This is a genomic window from Nocardia sp. NRRL WC-3656, assembly GCF_000720265.1.
In the GTDB taxonomy this organism is placed as follows: domain Bacteria; phylum Actinomycetota; class Actinomycetes; order Mycobacteriales; family Mycobacteriaceae; genus Nocardia; species Nocardia nova.
Genome location: NZ_JOJF01000004.1, coordinates 260,176 through 277,852, shown reverse-complemented (window position 1 = coordinate 277,852; position 17,677 = coordinate 260,176). Strand labels below are relative to the sequence as shown.

The window sequence follows — 17,677 nt, the reverse complement described above, 5'->3', positions numbered from 1 at the left end:
AACAGCGCACAGTGCCGCGCCGAGCTGTCGCGGCACGGCGTCTACGCCCCCATCACCGATCTCGGGCCGGTCGACCACTGCGGTGGCAATTGCCGTGATCGTCCGGGAGCGGCGACGAGTGGTTGTGCTCATACCCTGATCCCATCGGACCCGGAGCAGCCGAACAATCACTCGCAGGTGTGACAACCGAGGCCGGACTCACCGCGGGTACGACATCGCGACCGGTGCCGCCCCGATGGTAAAAGCCGTGGATCTCACCCGTGGGTACGGTGATCCGCAACCGGAGCGGCGACATCGGAATGTCGCGTGTGACGGGACAACTCAGAAGCAGTAGGGGAATTTGCACGTGGACGGATCGTTGGGGCCGAAGATCGCGGCTATCAGGCCGTTGATCAACACGTCTGCGACGCCCGACCCGGTGCTGATTGCGATGTCCTGTGCGCCGGCAACCGACGGGGCGGCGACCTCCGGCTGTGTTGCCCCGGCGGCGGCTGTCATCGGGGTGGTGAGGAGGATGCCTGCCGTGACTGCCAGCATCGTCTTTCGAGTAATCATGGGATCCTTCGTTCGAATGTCGGGTGATGCGGGGTCAAGGGAGTGACCTGAGGAGGGCCGCTCCCAGACGGTTCGCTTCGGCGCAGGGTTCGCCTTCGCCGGTCTGGACGCGTGCATTGCGCACGGCGAGCACGATGCTGCCGAAAGCGGCCGGCGTTCCGGTGTAGCAACCCAGCTTGTTCGTGTCCTGCACCGCGCGAAACACGACCGCGTCTCGGCCGTAGTACTGAGTCCTGCGCACGTCGTTGTACTTACCGGAGGCGAGCTGATCGTCCAGGGCTTTATCGGAGGCGGTGACGACCAGTTCGTAGGACTGATCGGCGGATTGCCACTTGCATACGCGCGCGGCCGGGTTCCCGGCGTCGGCCACACGGGTCTTGGAGGACGTGTCCACACCGGCCGCGCTGAGCGCGGATTCCGACAGCGAACACGCGTCCCACACGGACTCGGTGATGGGAGCCGTTGTGGTGGAAGGGTTTCCCATTGCGATGGTGGGGGCCGTCTTGAGAGGGTTGCCAACTGCGGTGGTGGGGGGTGCGGTGTTCACCGCCGTGCCGCAGGCTGCGAGCAGCATCACGGCTCCACATGCTATTGACGCGAGACGGCTCCCGGGCCCGCCCCAACGCCCCTTTGGGAGTGGACGAACCTTCCACGTTCTCGGACTTGCGGTCTGCTCGTCGGACGATCCTTCAACTCCGGTAGCTGACCCAACTGCCCCCAAAAGGTGGGGGTGTTTCAGGGGCTGCGAGATGATCGCTTCCCGGCCGTAAGCGAACGGCGTAGGCCGGGCGGACCAGCCCTGCCGATTTTTGTCGGTGCCTGCCGGCAAAGCCGAATCCTTTCCGTGGCAATCGTTTCCTGGAGCGGCTGGCCCGGTCAGTGCGGAAGCCCGTTGGGAAAGCAGACAGGCCGCCAGATCGTTCCGCAGGCGAGGTTGTTCAGATCGGCCGAACCACTGGCAATTCCGCTGTTTGCGTTGGCCTGCGTCTCGCTCGCCTGGGGTCCGATCGGTGTCTCGGCCTGCGCGGGAGCGATAGACACCAGAACGGCACCAGTCAATAGCGCAGCAGGGACGACCGCGCGATGTACTCGAAACATTTCAGCCCATTTTCTCACGTGGGATCCGGTCAAGGAGATGACCTTGATGACGTATCGAGCGGTCGGCCCCTCTCCGTTAACGCATCCAAACGACTTGCGTCACAGTTGGATCGGTGTGCCGTCAGGTGAGTTGGACGAGTCACCCGAGTTCTGGATCGGGTTCGGTCAGCAGACGCCGGCACTTGACCGTGCAGGAGGATTCGAATGAAGCAGTCCAGATTCGTGCTGCCGGTACTCGGACCCGGCGCGGGCGTCACGCAAGGCGGCGGCACCGCGCCGACCAACGAGCGGGCCGTGTTCACCGCGGTGGTGTTCGTACCGGCCAGTGGGTGTGCGTGGCGGATGCTGCCGCCATCGTTCATCGACTGGTCGCGCGCGGTGATCGACGCGGGGCCCGTCGTTTCCCAGATCTTTCCCAAATTTTCCCACGCACCAGAACTGGCGCTGAACGTCGACCGAGCGGTCCGCCGCGAGACGCCGGGGGCAGCGGGTACCGTCGCGTTCGCCTGTGCTGGTCGGTTCGATTTATCAGGGAAGTTGTGAGCGCGGCCGGGCACTCTGCTATGTTCTCTGCACGCCCAGATGGCACCGGCCGGTGTAGTTTAGTGGTAGAACATCAGCTTCCCAAGCTGAGAGTGCGGGTTCGATTCCCGTCACCGGCTCTCTTTCTCTCTCCCCCGCGATACCGTCCATCGGCTGCGCGATACCGCCTGCGGGCTCACGAACGAAATCCTTTGTCGCCCATAAACATCGGCCACCGGCGAACAACCGGCGGCCGATGTCCCTCGTCCGGGGTCGTCAGCTGACGCCGAGGTTGATACCGAACGCCAACTCGATCCACCGCAGGGCGGCGGTGAACGCCGGGTACCACCTACCGCGGAGACCGAAACGAAGGGTTCGTACCGGGTCGATTCCGGCGGAGAGGTTAGGCGGGGCGAATCGTGGCTACCCCTCCGGAGGTGCCGGGTGCCGTGGACGACTGCCGGCCGGGTTGATCGGCCGGTCCACGGCACGTGACTGTCGCACCGACCGTGACCTGTGACGACGGCGGAAGGAAACCGGACAGATGCTCATGCTCACGCCCACTGCCATCGAGGCCGTTCGCACCATCACCTCCGCGGACGGAATGCCCGACGATGCCGGATTGCGCATCTCCTCGAACGACGGCGCCGAGACGCTGCAGCTCGCAGTAGCCGCGGGGCCGTCGGAGCAGGACCAGGTGCTCAACGCGGAAGGCCCGCGCGTCTTCCTCGACGAGCAGGTCGTCGACTTCCTCGACGACAAGATCCTCGACACCGGGCTGGGCCCGGACGGGCAGGGCACCTTCGTGCTCGCCCAGCAGGACCCGAACACCGCGGGGCGCTAGGCCGACGCCGATTCGGCTTCCGCGGCCGAATCGGCGCCCTCCCCCGCCGACTGCCGGACCGAGCTAGTCCGGCCAGATCGGCGTGCGCTTGTTCAGAAAGGCATCCATACCCTCGCGGGCGCCCGGCAGCTGGGATGCGGCGGCCATGACCTCGAGCGCGATCGCGTAGGCGTCGTCCTCCGGGCGGTCCAGCTGGGCGTACAGCGTGCGCTTGCCCAGCGCCTTACTGGCCCGGCTGCCCCGGGTCGCCCTGGTGAGCAGCTCGGCGACTGCCCGGTCGAGATCGGCGTCGGGGACGGCTCGGTTGATCAGCCCCCAGTCGGCGGCGGTGTGGGCATCGATCGGGTCCCCGGTGAGGGCGAGTTCCATCAGGCGTTTGCGGCCGATCGCCCTCGCCACGGGAACGGCCGGAGTGTGGCAGAACCAGCCGCCCTTGCCGCCCGGGAGGGCGAAGCCGGCCGATTCGGCGGCGACGGCCAGATCGCAGGAGGCGACCAGCTGGCATCCGGCTGCCGTGGCGAGGCCGTGAACGCGCGCGACAACGACCTGGGGCACGGATTCGATGGTCGACATGACCTCGGTGCACAAGGTCAGCAGATCGCGCACGCCGAGCAGGTCACGGGCGGCGACATCGGCGAAATCGTGCCCGGCGGAGAAGACGGGACCGTTCGCGGCCAGAACGATCCCGCTCGCATCGCTGCCGCCCGCCCAGCGAAACGCGGACAGCAGCTCCCCGAGATGATCGGCCGAGAGCGCATTGCGCCGGTCCGGCCTGTTCATGGTGATCCGAACGGTCTCACCGTTGCGCTCGACGAGCAGGTACTGGTACTCCGCTGTAGCCATATCCCCACGGTAGATCGGTCCGGCCGCGGTGGGGCCTGCGAACCGGTCGAGCGCCCGGTGATCGTGCCGTGGATCTACTGCGGGGCCGCGACGCAGGTCGTGGCGATCTTCTGGGTCGCCGCACGCGCCTTGTCGGAGTCCTCCTTGCTCAGGCCACCCATCGAGCCGTCGGTCACCTGGGCATTGCTGCCGGGCTTGGTCATCTTGCGCAGGCCGTCCTGCGAAATGCCTTCGTCCACATAGAGTTTGGCGGCGCAATCGGCGAGTTTCGCATCCTTGAGGCCGCTGGACTGCAGAGATTTCGACAGGTCGGCCTGGGTGATGGTCGGCTCCGAATCCTTGTCGGAACCGCACGCACCCAGAAGCGGCAGGGCGATGCAGACGGCGGCGATCAGCGAAATCCTCAACTGTTCCTCAATTCTCAGGCGTATCAGCTATGGCGCGTTCCGGTGGAACCGGACACGAACCGCGCAGGTGATACTGCCGCATCACGCGGCCGGACAACAGTCCGAGTCCTGCGAACACGGAGCGTTCACAACGGCGCCGCTCACGGATCCATCGGCCGCGATTGCGGCGACCTCTGTTGGCGTAACGCCAATGATTGCTAGGGTGTCCCCGTTCCTCGTCGGCGTCCGATCTCGGTGCGGGAGTTTCGAAATGATGTTGAACCATCACCGGGTCGGCACCGGTGAACCGCTGGTCCTGATCCACGGCGTCGGCAGTCGCTGGCAGGTGTGGGAACCGGTCATCGACACGCTGGCGGCCCACTTCGACGTGATCGCGGTCGACCTTCCCGGTTTCGGCGGGTCCGACCCGCTACCGCACACCACGGTGGACACCCTCACCGACGCTCTGCACGCGTTCCTCACCGAACAGGGCCTGGAACGACCCCACCTTGCCGGCAATTCGATGGGCGGTCTGATCGCGCTGAACCTCGGCGCGCGCGGTGTGGCGAGTTCGGTGACCGCGTATTCACCGATCGGCTTCTGGTCCGATGCCGGGCGCATCTGGTGTCAGCAGGCGCTGGGCCGCGCGGCCACCCTGGGCCGGGGACTGCGCGCGCAACTGCCCGCCATCCTCGGCACACCGGCCGGGCGGACCGCCTTCCTGAGCATCGTCTTCGGCCGGCCGTGGGCGCTGGACACCCGGACCGCGGTCGAGACCGTGGACGGCGTTCTCGATGCCCCCGGATTCCGTTCGGCCCTGGCCTCTTTCGACCAGGCGCGGCTGCGCGACGGTGGCCGCCTGGCTCGCATCCCGGTCACGATCGCCTGGGGCAACCGCGACATTCTGCTCACCTATCGGACCCAGAGCCGGCGGGCGCGGCAATGGCTTCCCCAGGCCCGGCACATCACCCTGGCGGGCAGCGGCCACACCCCGTTCTACGACGACCCGGCCGGTTGCGCGAAGATAATCCTCGAGCAGGTGCCTACCGGCGGGTAACCGCGGGGGCCGACCCCGATCAGCACGGAGTGAGCGATGAGCGACGTATCCCTGACCTTCGACGGTGATCGTGCCTACGTCGAACTCGACCGGCCCGACAAACACAACGGGCTCACCATCGACATGTTGAACGATCTCGTCCGGGTGGCGCGGGTGATCGGAAAGCGCGACGAGATTCGCGCCGTGATCCTCGCCGGCAATGGGCCCAGTTTCTCCAGTGGTCTCGATATCGCGAAGGCAACCGGCGACCCGCTGAGTATCGTGCGCAATTTCCTGCCCCTACCGTGGCTGGGCACCAATGCTTTCCAGGAGGCGTGCTGGGCGTGGCGGCGGCTGCCGCAGCCGGTGATCGCGGCGGTGCACGGCCATTGTTTCGGCGGCGGATTGCAATTGGCCCTGGCCGCCGATTTCCGTTTCGCCACACCGGATTCCGATTTCGCCGTGATGGAAGTCGCGCACGGCCTCGTTCCGGATATGTCGGGCGCGGTCACGCTGTCGCGCCTGATCGGCGCGGACAAAGCCCTCCTGCTGACCATGACCGCCGATCCCGTCGACGCCGCCTATGCCGCACGAATCGGACTGATCACCGAGGTGAGCGAGGATCCGCGCGCCGAAGCCGAGAAATTGGCCGATCGCATCGCGGCCCGCCCGGCACCCGCCGTCGCCGCCGCCAAACAATTGTTCGAGCGCACCTGGCACGCGGGCACCCGCCGCACCCTGGGAATCGAACGGGCGACGCAGATACCACTCCTGGTCCGGCAAGCGCTCGGCCGTCGGTAGATTCGACAAAGGGACACACCGCCGACCCGGGATTTACCCGAAAACGCGAGAAGGAAACCCATTTATCTGCGATTCGCTGTTAGCATTTGCACACTTTGCCAGCGAAGCCGGTGAACGGGGGCGCATCGGCGAGAACGGGAAGGGCTGCATTTGTCCAAGACCGTATCCGTCCTGCTGTCCGCGTTAGCGGGCGCCTCGGCCGTGCTTCTGACCGTGACCGCGCCGGCGGCCGCCAACCCGAATGCCATCAATCCGATTCCGGTTCTCAACGGCACCACCGGATTACCGAATCTGGTCGGGCGTTCGCGAGCGATATTCCAGGTCACCGGAATGGCCAGCCCGAACGCCACCGAGAACTACAACGTCCTCGGCACCGACCTGGGAATCATGTGGGACAACGGTCGCGGCGAGATGCTCACCGCCTTCGGCGATACCGCCGGCGTGGGGCTGCCGAATCTGCTGGCCGGCAGTTTCTGGGCGTGGCGCAGCAATATCCTGGTGCGCAGTCACACCCAGGATCCCTCGGGCGGCATCTATTTCGACAGCGCCGTGCGCGACGTGTTCGGCCAGGCGCGGGATCTGATCCCCAGTCCCAAGATTCCGTTCATCGAGATCAGCCGCATCCCGACGGCGGGAATCTCGGTGAACGGCGTGCAGTACATGAGCCTGATGTCGGTGAAGAGCTGGGACGACGTCGGCCAGTGGACCACCAACTTCTCGGGTCTGGCCGCCTCCGCCGACAACGGGGAAACATGGGCCGACCTCGATTTCACCCGCCGGCCCGACGAGGGCGGCAATGCCAACTTCCAGATGAACGCCTTCGTGAAGAGCGGCGGCTGGGTGTACGAATACGGCACGCCGTCGGGCCGCAATCACTTCGCCTACCTCGCGCGCGTGCGGGAGAACGACATCCAGAATCTCGCCGAATACGAGTACTGGGACGGCGGGGCGTGGCGTAAGAACGATGTGAACGCCGCCCGCCCGATCACCGGCGGGGTCGGCGAGATGTCGGTGATGTGGAACGACTACCTCGGGCAATTCGTCATGCTGACCACCGATCCGTGGAATTCGGTGGTGATGCGCCGGGCGCCTTCCCCGGAAGGACCGTGGAGTCCGCCGGAGGTGCTGATCGATACACGTGAATTGCCCACCGCGTACGCCCCCTCGATCTTCCCGTACCAGACCGGGCGCGATCTGTATTTCCTCACCACGGTGCACAGTCAGTACAACGTCGTTCTCATGCGCACGACGCTGTAGATCGCCTCGGATACCCGGCGCCCGGCCCCGTTGCACTCGGCCGGGCGTCGCGCTGTAGCTGGCTAGACTCGCCCCATGGACGCCGCCGAGTGGGACGAGCGCTACGCGCAGAGCGAGTTGGTGTGGGGTGCACCGCCGAACGCGACGGTGGTGGAACACATCTTCGGTCTGGAGCGGCGCATTCGGCTGGTGCCCGATGCGCCCGGTGAAGCGCCACCCGAACTGCCGCGCGCCCTGGACCTGGCGTGTGGGGAGGGACGGCACGCGCTCTGGCTGGCCACGCACGGCTGGCAGGTGCGAGCGGTCGACTTCTCCCAGGTGGGCATCGACAAGGGCCGCACGGTCGCCTCGCGGCTGTCACGTTCGGTGCGCAGCAGGATCGATTGGGAATGCGCGGACGTCACCGATCTGGCCGGTGCGGGGATCGACGGCCCGTTCGAACTGATTCTCGCCGTCTACATTCATCTGCCCGCCGACCAGCGGCGCAGCCTGTTGCTCGCGGCGGCCGAGCGGCTGAGCCCGGGCGGCACCCTCCTCGTCCTCGGCCACGACACCACCAATATCGCCGACGGTTACGGCGGACCGCAGGATCCGGCGATCCTGTTCACTCCCGACGACGTGGTGGCGGATCTCGCTGCGGCAGAACATATTCGGATCGACACGGCGCAGCGGGTGCTGCGCGAAACCGAGGGACGCGACGCCATCGACGCCCTCGTGGTGGCCACCGCGATCGTGCCCGATCTGGAGGAGCAAGCGACGGCCACCCCGGACGCGTGATCCGGGGTGGCGACGCCTCACAGTCCGGCGCTGCCGGTGGGTAGCGGCGCCGGTCCGTGGGACTGTGCGGGCGGATCCGTCCGATCGTCACCGAATCGGTCGCGGCCGAACCGGTCACGGCCGAACCGGTCGTATCCGAACCGGTCGTATCCGAACCGGTCGTAACCGAGCGAGTCGTATCCGGACCGGTCGAAGCCCGAGCGGTCACGGCCGAACCGGTCGTATCCGGACGGGTCGAAGCCCGAGCGGTCGCGCCCGAATCGGTCGACACCCTGGGCGTTGAACCCGTCGGAGCCGAAGCCGTCGGCGCTGCACGGCGGGGCGGCGCCACACGGAACGCTCGCCTGCGCGGCACCCGCTCCGGCGACGGCGATACCGGCCGCTGCGAGGACAGCCAGTGCGAAACCGGGCGCGGGACGACGAGCGGCGCGAATCGGGCCTGCGATCATGGATCTGTCTCCTCTCGAAATCCCGACCACAGCCGAAATTACCTCCGCCACGGCGGCCCGGCATCGGGGTATTCCCGGAGATGGAACCTGAGATTCGATGATCCACAGGCCTTTTCGCACCGATCAATCCATGTCCGCCCATCGCCGCAGCCACGGCTCCACCGTCCGGGCGATGAGATCGAAGCCACTGCGAAACGAATGGGGCTGGCCCGGAATCACTTTCACCTCGGCCGCATCGGCGGAGTCCGGAATTCCGAAGGGATCGCGTTCACCGTTGATCACCACCACATCGGTGTGCGCGGACGCCGCCAACAGCTCCTCGCGCCGCGTCTTCTCCGGCTTACCGGGCGGATGCAGCGGAAACGACAGCGCCAGCACACCTGTGGCGTCGGCTTCGACGGCGGTCCGGCAGGCGACCCGGGCGCCGTTGCTGCGCCCGCCCTGGATCAGCGGTATCCCGGGCGCCCGCTCGCGCAGGGCCGAGACGATCTCCAACCACGCCGCATCCTGCACGGTCGCCGAACCGGGCGCCCGCCGACCGGCGACCCGGTACGGCTGAATCACCCGCGCGACCACCCCGCCCAGCGCTACCGCGCGATCGCGGACTGCCAGCAGATCCCCGGCCTCCACCCCGCCGCCGGAACCGTGGGTGAGCAGCAGCAGAAACCGATCGCCGGCATCCCGGTCGATCTCCACCTCGGCGTCCCCCGCAGCTGTCTCGATGCGCACGGTGTCCACGGTAATCCCCGCTCAGCCAGGGCCTGCGACGCACCGGAAGCCGATATGACTCATCCCGGTGTCGATCATCTGCGGGCGACGCGCGGCGGGCCGGTACCGGCGGCAGTAGCTGTCGGCGCAGAGAAACGAACCGCCCTTGATCACCTTGCGCGGCACCCGGAACTGCGGTTGGCGCGGGTCGAAACTCCGCTCCTGATCCCCACCCCGCGGATTCCGCGGGACGCAGCATCCGCCGCCGCCCGGATGGCGCTCGGCGTACCAATCGTCGGTCCATTCCCACACGTTGCCGGCCATATCGAACAGGCCGTAGTCGTTGGGCGGATAGGAACCGACGGCAGCCGTGTGTCCGTAACCGCGGTTAGGACGCCAAGGGAAGTCGCCGTGCCAGTAGTTCGCGAGGCGTCGGTCTCCGGATTCCCCCTCCTCGCCCCAGGTGAATTCGGCGCCCTCCACACCGCCGCGGGCCGCTGCCTCCCACTGCGCCTCGGTCGGCAGCGCCCGGCCCATCCATGTCGCGTAGGCGGCGGCGTCCTCGTACGCGATATGCACTACCGGATGATCGGGCCGGTCGGCGATCGACGACCCGGGCCCCTCGGGATGCCGCCACGAGGCGCCGGGCGTCCAGCGCCACCACAGGTTCAGATGTCGCAGGTCGACCGGGCCGGCGGTCCGGGTGAACACCATCGAGCCGGGTTGCAGATTCTCGACCGGCGCTCCCGGAAAGTCGGCGGGATCGAGCGGACGCTCGGCGACGGTGCGGTACCCGGTGTCGGCGACGAACCGTTCGTACTGGCTGTTGGTGACCTGCCGAGTTTCGATGGCGAAGGCGTCCACGGCCACTCGATGGGCGGGCCGTTCCTCCGGATAGTGGCGGTCCGAACCCATCGTGAAGGTCTGTGCGGGTATCTGCCGCACGTCGGTGGCGGTCGAAATATTCACGGGCCGTTCCTACGAATCGGATGTGAAGATCTGCGCCCAGTCATTTTTCATGCTGACCACCGTCCAGTCGTTGCGACGCGCGTGCTCGAGCGCATTCTCGGCGCCGGCGACGTAGTCGAATTCCCGGTCCGCGTCGTCGTGCAGGATGAGCATGCGCAACGACGGCGCGCCCGCGAGTTCGGAGAACGACAGCATGGGCAGATCGCCGTTGGAATTGCCGACCGACAGAATGGGACGGCGGCCGATCCGGCTCCAGATTCGGACCGGTTTCTCCGGCCCGTCGTCGAAGAAATCCATCGCGGATTTGTAGAGCAGGTCGCTGCGGCCTTCCCGTTCCCGATAGGTCAACCCGAGCGCACTGCCGATCACCCGCTCCGGCGGCACCCCGTAGAGATCCCCCGCGACCGGGCGCAGGAAATCCCGATCACCACCGGAAGCGATGTAGGTGGTGAATTCGCTGTCGCGCAAATACCACAGCAGTTCGACCATCGGAGCGAAACCGCAGCCGTGATACGGGCGGCCGAGGGTCGGGTGGTCGGCATGGGAGAAGAATGCCGCCACCCGCGCGTCGTAATCCTCGACACTGATCTCACCGAACGCGCGAGTTACCGCGCCCATCAACAACTTCAGATCGGCGTCGTCACCGTGGTAGTGCTTGACCATCGCCGTGCCGAGCCACTGCAGGTCCTGCTCGTAGGCCGCGCGCCACGGCTGTTGCGTGCGCAATTGCGGTTCCTGCTCGGCCATTTCGGCCAGTCGCCGGATGGTGAAGTCGAGCTGAATCGGCATCGGCTTCTCACACCACAGGGTGCCGTCGTTGTCGAATACCGCTATCCGCGCGGACGGTTCGACATAGTCGGGCCCGTCCCTATCGGTGACGCGAGCGACGAAATCGACGATGGCCGAGGTGGTTTCACCGTCGTTCCATGATTCCAGCGACACCGCCATGGTCAGTCCCGGGCGAGGAAGTCGTGCAGTTTGGCGACCGCCTGGTTGATGGTGAAGGTGGCCGGTTCCTGGCGCGGCGGAAATTCCTTGAACGTGTCGAGGAACGCCGTCGCGATGGCCGTCCCGTAGAAGGCGATGTAGTCGTGGTCGAGGAACCAGTCCCAATAGGTGTTGGAGGTGACGTCGGCTCGCTCGAACGGGTCGGTGCGCAGATTGAACAGTTTCGGCACACGCAGCGGGGTGAAGGGTTCGGCCCAGATTCCGAGCGTGCCCTGCTTGCGCTGCTCCATGAACACGATCTTCCAATTCTCGAACCGGATTCCGAGCACATCGCAGTCGTCGGAGAAATAGACCATGCCACGCCGCGGGCTGTGTTCGACCTCGCCGGTGAGGTACGGCAACAGGTTGTAGCCGTCGATGTGGACCTTGAAAGTCTTGTCCCCCACCGCATGTCCCTGTTCCAGCTTGTCGACGATATCGGGTTCGCCGGCCGCGGCGAGCAGCGTCGGCAGCCAATCATGGTGCTGCACTATGTCGTTGGAGATGGAACGGGCGGCGATGTGGCCCGGCCAGCGGATCACCTGCGGCACCCGGAACGCACCCTCCCAGTTGGTGTCCTTCTCGCTGCGGAACGGGGTGGTCGCGCCGTCGGGCCAGGTGTTGGCGTGCGGGCCGTTGTCGGTGCTGTAGATGACGATCGTGTTGTCGGCCAGGCCGAGTTCGTCGAGGGCATCGAGCACGCGGCCCACATTGCGGTCGTGGTCGATCATCGTGTCGTGGTACGGCGACTGCCAGAACCCCGCCTGCCCCACACTTTCCAGCTTGGTGTGCGTGCGCAGATGCATGTGCGTGAAGTTCAGCCAGACGAAGAACGGCGTGCCCGCCCGCTGCTGACGGGTGAGGAAGTCGACGCAGGCCTCGGCCACATCCTCGTCGATCGTCTCCATCCGCTTCTTGGTCAGCGGCCCGGTGTCCTCGATGCGTTGTTTGCCGACGCGCCCGAAGCGCGGGTCCTCGGTGGGGTCGTCCTCGTCGGTCGCCCACGAGTGCAGCACCCCGCGCGGGCGTTGCAGGTCGTACAGCCGCGGGTAGGCGTCCTTGTGCGGATAGTCCGGCAGCTCGGGTTCCTCCTCCGCGTTCAGGTGGTAGAGGTTGCCGAAGAACTCGTCGAACCCGCGCACCGTCGGCAGGAATTTGTTGAGGTCGCCGAGGTGATTCTTGCCGAACTGCCCGGTCGCGTAACCGAGCGGTTTCAGCAGTTCGGCGATGGTCGGATCCTCGGGAGACAGACCGATGCCCGCGCCGGGCACTCCGACCTTGCTCATCCCGGTGCGGTAGACGCTCTGCCCGGTGATGAAGGAGGCCCGCCCGGCCGTACAGCTCTGTTCGCCGTAGGAGTCGGTGAACCGCATGCCTTCCTCGGCGAGCCGGTCGATATTGGGCGTGCGATAGCCCATCAAGCCGTCGCTGTAGCAGCTGAGATTGGTGATACCGATGTCGTCACCCCAGATGACCAGGATGTTCGGCTTCGAATCCGGCACAGCGGCCTCCTTCGGCGCAGGTGAACTACCCTGCCGAAACCCTGCCCGCGACCACCCGCGGGCACCTCACCCGCGACGGGTGATTGCGGTGAGCCGGCGACTGCGTGTTCATCTCGTCACATCGCCCGGTCAGCGCTTTCCAAGCCCATTACCCATCGGTAATATACGCTGTAAGTTACCCGCGAGTAGAAGGCGGATATTCCGTTCGACTACCCGGTGTGGAGACACATGGGCGGGAACGGCACACACCGACCCGCACCGACTCAACGGAGAGTGAGTAACAGAGATGGGCCATTACAAGAGCAACGTCCGCGACCTGGAGTTCAACCTCTTCGAGGTGCTGGGCATCGGCTCGGTGCTGGATTCCGGCGCCTACGGTGACCTGGACACCGACACGGTCAAGAACATCATCGACGAGGTACGCCGCCTGGCCGAGGGCCCGGTCGCCGAGTCCTTCGCCGACGCCGACCGCAACCCGCCGGTGTTCGACCCCAACACCCACAGCGTCTCTATTCCGGAGTCGTTCAAGAAGTCCTTCAAGGCCTACGAAGAGGCCGGCTGGAACAAGGTCGGCCTGAACGAGGAGCTGGGCGGCCTGCCCGCGCCGCGTTCGGTGGTCTGGGCCCTCAACGAGATGATCCTGGGCTCGAACCCGGCCGTCGCGATGTACGCCGCCGGTGGCCCGTTCGGCCAGATCTTCTGGAACAACGCCACCGACGAACAGAAGAAGTGGGCCGAGATCGCCGTCGAGCGCAACTGGGGCGCCACCATGGTGCTGACCGAGCCCGACGCCGGCTCCGATGTGGGCGCCGGCCGCACCAAGGCCATCCAGCAGGAGGACGGCTCCTGGCACATCGAGGGTGTCAAGCGGTTCATCACCTCCGGTGACTCCGACGACATGTTCGAGAACATCTTCCACCTGGTGCTGGCCCGCCCCGAGGGCGCCGGCCCGGGCACCAAGGGCCTGTCGCTGTTCTTCGTGCCGGAGTTCCACTTCGACTTCGAGAACCTGACCCTGGGCGAGCGCAACGGCGTATTCGTCACCAACGTCGAGCACAAGATGGGCCTGAAGGTCTCGGCCACCTGTGAGGTCACCTTCGGTGGCCACGGCGTCCCGGCCAAGGGCTGGCTCGTCGGCGAGGTCCACAACGGCATCGCGCAGATGTTCGACGTGATCGAGAACGCCCGAATGATGGTGGGCACCAAGGCGATCGCGACCCTGTCGACCGGTTACCTGAACGCGCTGGACTACGCCAAGCAGCGTGTGCAGGGTGCGGATCTGACTCAGATGACCGACAAGACCGCTCCGCGCGTCACCATCACCCACCACCCGGACGTGCGCCGCTCGCTGATGATGCAGAAGGCCTACGCCGAGGGCCTGCGCGCGATCTACCTCTACACCGCCGCCCACCAGAACGAGGACATCGCTCAGCTGGTCTCCGGTGCCGACAAGGACCTCGCGTTCCGCGTCAACGACCTGCTGCTGCCGATCGTCAAGGGTGTCGGCTCCGAGCGGGCCTACCAGTACCTGACCGATTCGCTGCAGACCTTCGGTGGTTCCGGCTTCCTGCAGGACTACCCGATCGAGCAGTACATCCGCGACGCGAAGATCGACTCGCTGTACGAGGGCACCACCGCCATCCAGGCGCAGGACTTCTTCTTCCGCAAGATCGCTCGCGATCGCGGCGTGGCGCTGGCCCACGTGGCCGGCCAGGTGCAGAAGTTCATCGAGTCCGAGGCCGGCAACGGCCGCCTGAAGGGCGAGCGCAAGCTGCTGGCCACCGCGCTCGAGGATGTACAGGCCATGGCCGCCACCCTGACCGGTCACCTGATGGGTGCGCAGGAGGACGCCAAGGAGCTGTACAAGGTCGGCCTGGGTTCGGTCCGCTTCCTGATGGCGGTGGGCGACCTGCTGATCGGCTGGCAGCTGCTGCGTCAGGCCGAGGTCGCCATCAAGGCCCTCGACAGCGGCGCCACCGGTTCCGACGAAGCCTTCTACAACGGCAAGGTCGCCGTGGCTCAGTTCTTCGCCCGCAACGTGCTGCCGGAGCTGACCTCCACCCGCACCGTGCTGTCCAACCTGGACAACGACGTGATGGAGCTCGACGAAGCGGCCTTCTGATCGCCTCCTCGTCCACCACGTGAACACAGCGGCCCCGCCTCCCGCCTTCGGGAGGCGGGGCCGCTGCCGTTCCGGGTCCCGAATGCGAAGGGGCTCCGGGTCCCGAATGCGAAGGCCCGGGCAGCGATCCGGACGGCACGCCCGGACCGCCGGTCCTGCACCGGAATCGAGACCGGGTAATAATGTCGGCACTGGAGTGCCCCGGGGTCTGGTGCGCCATACATAAACCGAGACAACCGAGACAACGCCGTGCCGCGCCGATGTGACGAGAGTTTCGTCGGCATGTAGCACGCCGTCCGCCGAGGGCAGGCACAATACCCACGGCGCGACTCATGGAAGGAAATTCGGAATATGAGACGACTGTCCGCACTGGCGGGAGCTTGCGCGGCGGTCGCGCTGCTGGGCCTGACGGCATCGCCGGCCGGAGCCGACCCGAACAACATCAATCCGATTCCCGGACTGAACGGCATCAACGGATTGCCGCAGCTCCCGGGCCCGACACAGGCGGTCTACCAGGCCACCGGGATGGCGTCGCCGAACCGGACCCAGAACCAGAACGTGCTGGGCACCGACCTGGGCATCATGTGGGACGACGGGCGCGGGCAGATGATCACCGCCTACGGCGACACTGCCGGCCTCGGCGTGCCGAACGTGCTGGCCGGCAGCATCTGGGCGTGGCGCTCGAACGTGCTGTTCCGCAGCCCGGCCGACGCGGACCCGGCGGCGGGCGTGAACTACACGAGCTTCGTGGACAATCCGCTGCCCAGCCCCAAGATTCCGGGCATCGAGATCAGTTTCATTCCGACCGCGGGCATCTCGGTCAACGGCGTGCAGTACATGTCGATGATGTCGGTGCGGGAGTGGGGCCCGGACGGACACTGGGACACCAACTTCTCCACCCTGGCCGTCTCCGGTGACGACGGCCAGACCTGGGCGCAGCTGCCGACCACCCGCCGCGGCAACGAGAACGGCTTCCAGAGTTTCCAGCAGAACGCCTTCCTGAAGGCCGGCGGCTACGTCTACAAGTACGGCACCCCGGCGGGCCGCAACCAGCCCGGATTCATCTCGCGGGTCAAGGAAGCCGATATCGCCAATATCGACGCCTACGAGTACTGGGACGGCGGCGCGTGGAAGCCGAAGGACGCCAACGCCGCCAAGCCGATCGTCGGCGGCGTGGGCGAGCTGTCGGTGCAGTGGAACGCGCATCTGGGCCAGTACGTGATGCTGACCACCGATCCCTTCGACTCCGTGGTCATGCGGACCGCGCCGAACCCGGAGGGCCCGTGGAGTGCGCCGCGCGTCCTGATCGACGTGCGCGATCTGCCGACCATGTACGCGCCGATGATCTACCCGTATCAGACGGGCAGCGACCTGTACTTCCTGCTCACCATGCACAACCAGTACAACGTCGTGCTCATGAAGGCGCCGCTGTAGAGGTGCGGGAGCCGGAGGCCGCGAGGACATGAAGACGGCTCCGTGCGGTTGCCGGGTCGGGGGTCTGGCAACTGCACGGAGCCGATCTGATTATCGGGACCGGGCCCGGGGTGTTACACGATTCGTTTCGACACCGGAGAAATTTTCGATCGGGGCAGCGGGGACAATCGAGAGCGGTGGCGGTGCAGGGCGCTGGTCTCCCGCCGCGGTACAGCAGCAAGCAGAGCTCGGACCTGCCGAAGCTCGGACGACTCTAGGAGAAGAGTATGCAGCTGGGAATGATCGGGCTCGGCCGAATGGGTGCCAACATCGTGCGGCGCATCGTCAAGGACGGTCACACCGCGGTCGGATACTCCCGGCACGAGGACCAGATCAAGGAATTCACCGACGAACTGGGCGACAGCTTCCAGGGCGCGACCGACTACCCGGCCTTCGTCGCGCTGCTCGAGAAGCCACGCGTGGTCTGGGTGATGATTCCGGCCGGTGCGACCGGCGCGGTCATCGACCGGATCGCCGAACTGCTGGAACCGGGCGACATCATCATCGACGGCGGTAACAGCCGCTACCACGAGGACATCGAGCGGGCCAAGGCCCTGGCGCCCAAAGGCATTCACTACCTCGACATCGGCACCTCCGGCGGCGTGTGGGGGCTGGACCGCGGCTACTGTCTGATGATCGGCGGCGAGGCCGAGCAGGTCGCCCATCTGGAACCGCTTTTCCAGTCGATCGCACCTGGTGTCGACGCCGCCGAGCGTACCCCCGGTCGCACCGGTGAGCCCTCTCCCGCCGAACAGGGCTACCTGCACTGCGGTCCCGCCGGTGCCGGACATTTCGTAAAAATGGTGCACAACGGCATCGAATACGGCGCGATGGCCGCCTACGCCGAAGGCCTGAACATCCTGCACAAGGCCAATATCGGCAAGGAACTCGACGACGCGCATTCGGCCGAGGTGTCCCCGCTGGAGAATCCGGAGTACTACCAGTTCGACATCGACGTGCCGGAGGTCACCGAGGTGTGGCGGCGCGGTTCGGTGGTCGCGTCCTGGCTGCTGGATCTGACCGCGGCCGCGCTGCACGCCGATCCCGACCTGACCAGCTTCGGTGGGCGAGTGTCGGATTCGGGCGAGGGACGCTGGACCATCCACGCCGCGATCGACGAGGGTGTGCCCGCCCCGGTGCTCTCGACCGCGCTGTACGAGCGGTTCTCCTCGCGCGGTGAGGCGCTCTACGCGGACAAGGTGCTCTCGGCCATGCGCAAGGCGTTCGGCGGGCACAACGAGCTGCCGGGCACGTAGCCGCAGGCGCAGTTTTCGCGCCCGGTTCAGCTCAGGCTTTCGACGGCTCGGCCGACCATGTCCAGCGCCGCCAGTGATCCGAAGGTGAGCAG

General features: G+C 66.4%; 17 protein-coding genes, 1 tRNA gene and 1 pseudogene. 10 read left to right on the top strand and 9 right to left on the bottom strand.

The features are described from left to right. Positions 1 to 321 precede the first annotated feature (321 nt). Together IG65_RS0108400 and IG65_RS0108395 are read right to left on the bottom strand one after the other, a co-directional pair. Positions 322 to 537: a hypothetical protein gene (locus IG65_RS0108400; protein WP_156055530.1), complete on the bottom strand. Its 216-nt coding sequence runs from the start codon at positions 535 to 537 to the stop codon at positions 322 to 324. A 52-nt stretch (positions 538 to 589) separates the two neighbouring features. Beyond that, complete coding sequence (locus IG65_RS0108395; protein WP_156055529.1) at positions 590 to 1,132, bottom strand: DUF3558 family protein; 543 nt, start codon at positions 1,130 to 1,132, stop codon at positions 590 to 592. 725 nt (positions 1,133 to 1,857) lie between these two features. On the opposite strand from IG65_RS0108395, the pseudogene IG65_RS39000 reads away from it, so the two are divergent. The 3 genes and pseudogenes from IG65_RS39000 to IG65_RS0108380 form a co-directional block, all read left to right on the top strand. Further along, a pseudogene (locus IG65_RS39000) lies at positions 1,858 to 2,013 on the top strand (transposase); the annotation flags it as partial. Positions 2,014 to 2,244: 231 nt separating this feature from the next. Further along, positions 2,245 to 2,315: transfer RNA gene (locus IG65_RS0108385), tRNA-Gly, on the top strand. 404 nt (positions 2,316 to 2,719) lie between these two features. Further along, positions 2,720 to 3,019, top strand: coding sequence for a hypothetical protein (locus IG65_RS0108380; protein ID WP_030514272.1), 300 nt, complete (start codon positions 2,720 to 2,722; stop codon positions 3,017 to 3,019). A 63-nt stretch (positions 3,020 to 3,082) separates the two neighbouring features. Here the strand turns inward: IG65_RS0108380 and IG65_RS0108375 are convergent, their stop codons facing one another. Then, positions 3,083 to 3,862: an enoyl-CoA hydratase-related protein gene (locus tag IG65_RS0108375; RefSeq protein ID WP_030514271.1), complete on the bottom strand. Its 780-nt coding sequence runs from the start codon at positions 3,860 to 3,862 to the stop codon at positions 3,083 to 3,085. A 74-nt stretch (positions 3,863 to 3,936) separates the two neighbouring features. Beyond that, the gene (locus IG65_RS0108370; RefSeq protein WP_030514270.1) at positions 3,937 to 4,269 is read right to left on the bottom strand and encodes a hypothetical protein; all 333 of its coding nucleotides are present in this window, start codon (positions 4,267 to 4,269) and stop codon (positions 3,937 to 3,939) included. Between the two features lie 250 nt (positions 4,270 to 4,519). Here IG65_RS0108370 and IG65_RS0108365 point away from each other — a divergent pair, with 250 nt between their 5' ends. From IG65_RS0108365 to IG65_RS0108350, 4 genes are all read left to right on the top strand, one after another. Then, a complete protein-coding gene (locus tag IG65_RS0108365) occupies positions 4,520 to 5,305 on the top strand; it encodes an alpha/beta fold hydrolase (RefSeq protein ID WP_030514269.1) in 786 nt (261 codons plus the stop codon). Between the two features lie 36 nt (positions 5,306 to 5,341). Continuing rightward, the gene (locus IG65_RS0108360) at positions 5,342 to 6,085 is read left to right on the top strand and encodes a crotonase/enoyl-CoA hydratase family protein (protein WP_030514268.1); all 744 of its coding nucleotides are present in this window, start codon (positions 5,342 to 5,344) and stop codon (positions 6,083 to 6,085) included. A 150-nt stretch (positions 6,086 to 6,235) separates the two neighbouring features. Continuing rightward, complete coding sequence (locus tag IG65_RS0108355) at positions 6,236 to 7,342, top strand: DUF4185 domain-containing protein (RefSeq protein WP_030514267.1); 1,107 nt, start codon at positions 6,236 to 6,238, stop codon at positions 7,340 to 7,342. Between the two features lie 75 nt (positions 7,343 to 7,417). Next, positions 7,418 to 8,119: a bifunctional 2-polyprenyl-6-hydroxyphenol methylase/3-demethylubiquinol 3-O-methyltransferase UbiG gene (locus IG65_RS0108350; RefSeq protein WP_051755544.1), complete on the top strand. Its 702-nt coding sequence runs from the start codon at positions 7,418 to 7,420 to the stop codon at positions 8,117 to 8,119. A gap of 17 nt (positions 8,120 to 8,136) precedes the next feature. Here the strand turns inward: IG65_RS0108350 and IG65_RS34495 are convergent, their stop codons facing one another. From IG65_RS34495 to IG65_RS0108325, 5 genes are all read right to left on the bottom strand, one after another. Beyond that, positions 8,137 to 8,568 carry a hypothetical protein gene (locus IG65_RS34495; RefSeq protein WP_030514265.1) on the bottom strand — a complete coding sequence of 144 codons (432 nt, stop codon included), beginning with the start codon at positions 8,566 to 8,568 and terminating at the stop codon, positions 8,137 to 8,139. Positions 8,569 to 8,691: 123 nt separating this feature from the next. Continuing rightward, positions 8,692 to 9,297 (bottom strand): alpha/beta family hydrolase, encoded by a 606-nt coding sequence (locus IG65_RS0108340; protein ID WP_030514264.1) that lies wholly within the window; start codon positions 9,295 to 9,297, stop codon positions 8,692 to 8,694. A gap of 21 nt (positions 9,298 to 9,318) precedes the next feature. Further along, positions 9,319 to 10,191, bottom strand: a complete 873-nt coding sequence (locus tag IG65_RS0108335; RefSeq protein WP_051755596.1) for a formylglycine-generating enzyme family protein — start codon at positions 10,189 to 10,191, stop codon at positions 9,319 to 9,321. A 63-nt stretch (positions 10,192 to 10,254) separates the two neighbouring features. Then, positions 10,255 to 11,193, bottom strand: coding sequence for an HAD family phosphatase (locus IG65_RS0108330; protein WP_030514262.1), 939 nt, complete (start codon positions 11,191 to 11,193; stop codon positions 10,255 to 10,257). A 2-nt stretch (positions 11,194 to 11,195) separates the two neighbouring features. Further along, complete coding sequence (locus IG65_RS0108325) at positions 11,196 to 12,734, bottom strand: arylsulfatase (RefSeq protein ID WP_030514261.1); 1,539 nt, start codon at positions 12,732 to 12,734, stop codon at positions 11,196 to 11,198. A gap of 286 nt (positions 12,735 to 13,020) precedes the next feature. Here IG65_RS0108325 and IG65_RS0108320 point away from each other — a divergent pair, with 286 nt between their 5' ends. The 3 genes from IG65_RS0108320 to gnd all read left to right on the top strand — a co-directional run bounded on the left by IG65_RS0108320 (position 13,021) and on the right by gnd (position 17,585). Beyond that, positions 13,021 to 14,856, top strand: a complete 1,836-nt coding sequence (locus IG65_RS0108320) for an acyl-CoA dehydrogenase (RefSeq protein WP_030514260.1) — start codon at positions 13,021 to 13,023, stop codon at positions 14,854 to 14,856. 351 nt (positions 14,857 to 15,207) lie between these two features. Continuing rightward, entirely contained in the window at positions 15,208 to 16,290 is a 1,083-nt protein-coding gene (locus IG65_RS0108315) for a DUF4185 domain-containing protein (protein WP_030514259.1), read from the top strand. Positions 16,291 to 16,556: 266 nt separating this feature from the next. After that, on the top strand, positions 16,557 to 17,585 hold the full coding sequence (gnd, locus tag IG65_RS0108310; RefSeq protein ID WP_030514258.1) for a phosphogluconate dehydrogenase (NAD(+)-dependent, decarboxylating): 1,029 nt from the start codon (positions 16,557 to 16,559) through the stop codon (positions 17,583 to 17,585). The last annotated feature ends 92 nt before the right edge of the window (positions 17,586 to 17,677 follow it).